The 4,204-nt window shown below is 32.4% G+C and carries 4 protein-coding genes; 3 read left to right on the forward strand and 1 reads right to left on the reverse strand.

Translation table 11 applies throughout. The annotated features are described in order from the left end of the window. The coding region (locus Q0546_RS05390) for a hypothetical protein (protein ID WP_298791211.1) at positions 1-626 on the reverse strand (626 nt) is incomplete at its 3' end. A gap of 95 nt (positions 627-721) precedes the next feature. Between Q0546_RS05390 and Q0546_RS05395 the strand changes: the two genes are divergently transcribed. The 3 genes from Q0546_RS05395 to Q0546_RS05405 are packed head-to-tail and all read left to right on the forward strand — an operon-like array spanning position 722 to position 3,858. Further along, positions 722-2,158 carry a hypothetical protein gene (locus Q0546_RS05395; RefSeq protein ID WP_298791213.1) on the forward strand — a complete coding sequence of 479 codons (1,437 nt, stop codon included), beginning with the start codon at positions 722-724 and terminating at the stop codon, positions 2,156-2,158. Next, complete coding sequence (locus Q0546_RS05400; RefSeq protein ID WP_298791215.1) at positions 2,158-2,829, forward strand: hypothetical protein; 672 nt, start codon at positions 2,158-2,160, stop codon at positions 2,827-2,829. Before Q0546_RS05395 ends, Q0546_RS05400 begins: the two co-directional genes overlap by 1 nt. A gap of 18 nt (positions 2,830-2,847) precedes the next feature. After that, positions 2,848-3,858, forward strand: coding sequence for an RAMP superfamily CRISPR-associated protein (locus tag Q0546_RS05405; RefSeq protein WP_298791217.1), 1,011 nt, complete (start codon positions 2,848-2,850; stop codon positions 3,856-3,858). Positions 3,859-4,204 lie beyond the last annotated feature (346 nt).

A 4,204-nucleotide genomic window follows, 5' to 3' on the forward strand; every position in this document is an offset into this window, starting at 1 on the left:
GGTAGTTCAGCCATATTAGGTAGTTCCTGGATTTCGTCAAAAATATAAACCGTATCTTCAGACTCTGCATACTTTTCATTAAACATAAATTTATAAAACAAAAACGAATAATTGGTAACTTGAATAGAATATTCTTTAAAGCTTTCGCTATTGCTTTTTTCAAGCGCAAGGTTGCTGGCGATATATTCTCGTTTATTGGTATCGACTATATCTAACTCGTTTAAAAAATCTTCTATTAGGATGTCAGGAAAATCTATTGTTAGTTTTTTAACAGTTACTTCAACTATCTCCTTGTTTAAAGGTAAAATTTCGGAGCCAATTTCCGAGCCCATAAAAATAGCAAGCTTATCTAAATCTAAATAGTTACTTTTGCCGATTCCTAACACGTAGTCTGGCATATCTTTGATTGCCTTAGCTTCAAGAAATATACTTTTAGCTAAAGAATTATTGCTAGTAGCTATTATTGCTCTTTGAGCCGTCTTTTCATCAATCAGCTTCTTTGCAAGCATTAAAGCCGAAAAACTTTTACCAAACGCCGTAGGCATCTCGAAAACACAATATTTGTTTTCTTTTATCATATCTGCCGCATAATCGACGAAATCTTTTTGTTCAGGCCTAAGTTCCATTGTTTATTCCTTTTATTAATTAATTTATTTTATTTTTTACTATTGACAAAACTTAATTTATAATGGTAGAATAACATAATCTTATAAAAAAAAAAATGGAAAATTTAAAAATATCCTTTTTTCTCGATAGTCCTTTGCTAATCGGCAGATTTAGCACTATCGACTCTATTTTAGTCAATCTTTATGTCAAGAGGCACTTTGGTAAAAATATCGAAATCGAAAAACTCTATGATTTTGATTTTATAGAAAAATATGAAGACGGCTACTGTGGATCTATTTGGTTCGTAGAAAAAAACGATCAGGTGTCGCTTGAAAACCGATGTGTCGTTAAAAAACCAGAATACGAGTATCTCAACGAGCATAGAGCAAATAAGATAGAATACGCCATAGGTAGCGGCGAATTTAAAGCCTATAACATTTGGAACGAGCTTTTAAGGGCTCCTAAGATCTATTTTTACGTTAGAGGCAAAAAAGAGATCATCGAAGATCTCTTGCAGGATCTAAAATTTTTAGGCAAAAAAACATCTATTGGATATGGGCAAGTTTATTCTTTCCTGGTAGAAACGATTACTGACGATAAATCCGTGTTTTTAGACGAAAACACTCCAGCGCGACCAATTAGCGTAAAAAATTATCCATCTTTAAAAAATGCAAGACTTGCTTACTACAATAATAAAGTTCCTTATTGGGCGAATTGGACAAAAGAGGCGTGCTATATGCCAAATTCATCTCTAACAGAAACTATTTATCTGGGTAAAGAAAAACCGGCCATCGACGAAAAGTATTTAAACGAATATCACTCGGCTATAAATTTCGTATATGACGTTTTGCATGCAGATAAGGCTAATTGGCAAGAGATAAATTTAAAAGAAAAGGCAAACAAAGAAGATCTAATTATCGACGGACAACCGCATCTTTGCGCATTTTCGGGAGAGCACTCCAAAGAGGGAATTTTATGCAAAAGTATAGAAAAAACGATTGGCTCGACCTTTACCGACTACGCTTTTTTGAATAAATCCAAATTTATATCAAAGCAGACTTTTTGGACGCTCCAGTGCGGCGTTAATAGTAGAGTAGGTAAAAAAGCTTTAGGCTTTCACATAGTTGATAAAAACGGCATAACCTATGTTATGGGGAAGAATAAAACCAAAAGCATAGAGCAGGCTATCCAAGATGCCTTGTTGCCTTTTAATTTGGCACTTAAAACTACGCCAAATAATCAACACGTAGTTTTTAAATCAAATTTAACTCTCTCGAAAGATTTTATAGCTTGCCAATACGGAAACGAAACTTATTATTTCGGGTACGAAGAAGCCAAAGAGTGCCTAAAGAGAGTTGAGGAGATCATAAAAAATCATCCGATAACAAAAAGCCACCTTATACCCAATCCACAAATTGACTCCCCTTTTATAAATTTAAAAAAAGATGCAAAAAACAAAGAGACTATCCAAGCTATCAGCGATTTTTACAAACAGTATAGTAAAGACGTTAGGGTCGGAGCTTATATTCTTACAATAGGAGAAAAACAATAATGCGTATAGTTTTGACATTTACCGAAGACGTAAGCGAGATAAAGCCTAGAGACGTGCGTAACTTTTGTGGCTCTATTACGGAACAAAAATTTAACGATATAATCATGTATCATGGTAACGACGCACCGCCAATTATATATAAAAAACCGTTCAAATATGCTATTGAAATTCTTTTTTATGAAAATAATTTCTTTGCGTTTCAACATCTTATGGAAAAGCTTGAGCAGCACAAAAAGGACTTTTTTGGTAGAAAAATAAAAAAGATAATTCCGAAAGAAGACGGATATATGCCGCCGTTTTATCTCGGGTCTCAAACGATAGAGTACTCTACTAGAACGCCAATCATAATAACTGCAAATAAAATTGAACACAATATGAAATACTATTTTGAGAAAAACGAGAAAATTAAAGACTATATATCATATAGAATAAAAAGAAATTTAGCTTATCAACTAGAATGCTATACTAAATTTAAGCAAAATTTTGAAAATCTTATTCTAAATTTTAAGGACTTTAGAATTATTACAGAAAAGTATAAAGAAAATATCAACTATATAGGGCTTTGGGCAAATTTTACATCCAACTATCAGCTCCCGGAGATGATAGGATACAAAAACGGCCTAGGCTATGGACAATTATTGCAAAATTCAAAAATAGATATCAAAAAATAAAAACCAAAAGGAGATGTCATGCTAAAATACTATAAAATCAAATTAGTTATTAAGACAGTTAGCCCAATCGCAATCATTGAAAACAATGATACCGAGCCAGGCGGAAACATTGTAACGCGCATTAAAAAAACGGCCGCAGTTAATCAAGACGGCAGTGACGTAAAAATAGACTATATCCCTTATTTGCCTGCAAACGGCATTAGGGGATTATTGCGCCGCTTGGCAACAAAAAAGCTAGTCGATGCCGTAAAAGAAAATGACAAGATTGAAGAGCTAAAAGACACTGATCTTCACGCAATGTTAAGCGGTAGCGGCGCAAGTAAGTCAGGGCTTAAATTTAAAGAAATCGAAGAAACCAGAGAAAAAAATCCGATTTTATCACTATTTGGCACAGGCATACTAATAGCTGGAAAATTAAAAGTAGCAGACGCTATTCCTGAAGATAAAAAAAATGCTAAAAATTTAGTCAGAAGGCAAACTTTTGTCAAGGTAGACGATATTTTGATGGGAACTAAATTTAGTCAACTTTATACAAAAAAACAGATCGAAGATTGGGAAAAAAGTGTTGAGGAAAACTCTGAAGCACGCAAAAAAGACCGCGACGCTAAAAAACTTGCAAAAGAGACAACTGAATCTTTTAATGAAGATGCGAAAACCAAAAAATCGTCAATTCAGCACTTCGCCCAAAGGGAATATATAGTATCTGGAGCAACTTTTAACGGTGGCTTTTTCTTAGAAAAAGTGTCAAAACTCGAGTTGGGGATGTTCTTGCACGCCCTTGAAGGTTTTATAGAAAGCGGTCGACTCGGATCTAGTCAAAACATAGGATTTGGAGTTATCGATATACGTATAGAAGATGCAAACAAAAGTACGAGCTTAACAATGCAAAGATCAAGCGACAACAGCTATATCTTTAATGCTGAATTGAGCGTAAAACTTAAAAACGAATTTGAAGAGGCATACATGGCTTATTCTGAATTTCTAAAAAAAGCCACCAAAGAAAATATAGAGCTTATTTCTAAATTTTAAACTTTAAATTGATATACTCGGTTCAAAATATACCGAGTATATTTCTATAATAGTCAAGTTATTTAACTTATTATTGTTAATTAAAATGTTTTAAATAGTTTTATGAAATTTTAAAATTTAATTAAGTTTTTTTATTTTTTAGAAAAAATAAAATTAAATAAAAAAAGAAGTTTTTTAATTTTTATAGGAGCTTATATTTTAATTTTATTTCTTTTTAATATCTTTTTAGAGTTATCCTATATTTTTCCAAAACTTTTAAAATATGAGCATTATTTTTTTAGTAATCATTATGGACTAGCAAGAAGCAGAACTATTTTAGGAGAACTTTATCATATAATTATTATAC

This window comes from uncultured Campylobacter sp., from assembly GCF_937997465.1.
GTDB lineage: Bacteria > Campylobacterota > Campylobacteria > Campylobacterales > Campylobacteraceae > Campylobacter_A.

What these genes read in the sequence shown, in the direction of transcription:
- Q0546_RS05395 (WP_298791213.1), top strand. Translation starts at nt 722, where the DNA reads ATGGAAAATTTAAAAATATCCTTTTTTCTCGATAGTCCTTTGCTAATC.
- Q0546_RS05400 (WP_298791215.1), top strand. Translation starts at nt 2,158, where the DNA reads ATGCGTATAGTTTTGACATTTACCGAAGACGTAAGCGAGATAAAGCCT.
- Q0546_RS05405 (WP_298791217.1), top strand. Translation starts at nt 2,848, where the DNA reads ATGCTAAAATACTATAAAATCAAATTAGTTATTAAGACAGTTAGCCCA.